Raw genomic sequence first — 808 nt, 5'->3', positions numbered from 1 at the left:
GCAGCGCGGACCGCGTACCCTGCCAGACAACCCGCACGCCACCGGTCAATGCAGGACTGCCGGGCCGGGGCTGATAGAAAACCGGCTGCGGCATGAGCGCGGGGGCGGCAAGGCCGCAACCCGGCGCAATCTGCGCGCTCCCCACGCACACAAGCATGGCCAGAAACCTGAAATGGCGGACGAGGCGCATGGTGGTCATGTTTTCCTCAATAACGGGCGCGCATCATGCCACGGTTTCCCATCCCGACGCCCCGCGCGGCCGCAACATGAGCGCGTAAAGCAGAATACAGCTATAAGACAGCATCATAAGCCCCATGAACGCCGCCTTTACCCCGACATGAGGCATCAGGGCCGCGAAAACCTGCGGCATCACCCCGCCACCTGAAAACGCCATGACCAGCAGGGTCGTGGCCTGACGCCGACACGGCCCCGCCAGCCCCAGCACAAGCGGGAACAGGATTGGCATCATCATGGCGTTGGCCAGCCCGAACAATGCCACGCACAGGACCGATCCCGTGCCCTGCGCCAGCACCGCCGCAAGACACAGCACCATGCCCATGATGGCGGATAACGCCAGATAGGCCCGCTGGCCACACATTGCGGGCACCATGACCGTGCCGATCACATAGCCGCACAGCATGGCCGCCAGCGTCAGTGAGGTCAGGAACCGGACCTGCCCCAGCGACAGGCCGGCCTGCCCGCCGTAAAGGCCGATGCCATCACCCGCCATGACTTCGGCCCCCACATACACGAACACCACACCCACGCCCGCCCATGCCCGCGCGCCCATGCGCGGGGCGAAGGCGGA

Annotated in this window: 1 protein-coding gene and 1 pseudogene; both read right to left on the bottom strand. The window is 66.0% G+C overall.

Features of this window, described 5'->3' with window-relative positions; all coding sequences use genetic code 11:
- Window positions 1-199: hypothetical protein (locus JCM25156_RS18845; protein ID WP_025814381.1), on the bottom strand; the 199-nt coding region annotated here is incomplete at its 3' end.
- A gap of 24 nt (window positions 200-223) precedes the next feature.
- Window positions 224-808, bottom strand: a pseudogene (locus JCM25156_RS29630) (glucose/galactose MFS transporter); the annotation flags it as partial.

This window comes from Komagataeibacter kakiaceti JCM 25156 (assembly GCF_000613305.1).
The sequence above is the reverse complement of the archived record's forward strand: the minus strand, read 5'-3'. Positions and strand labels throughout refer to the sequence as shown.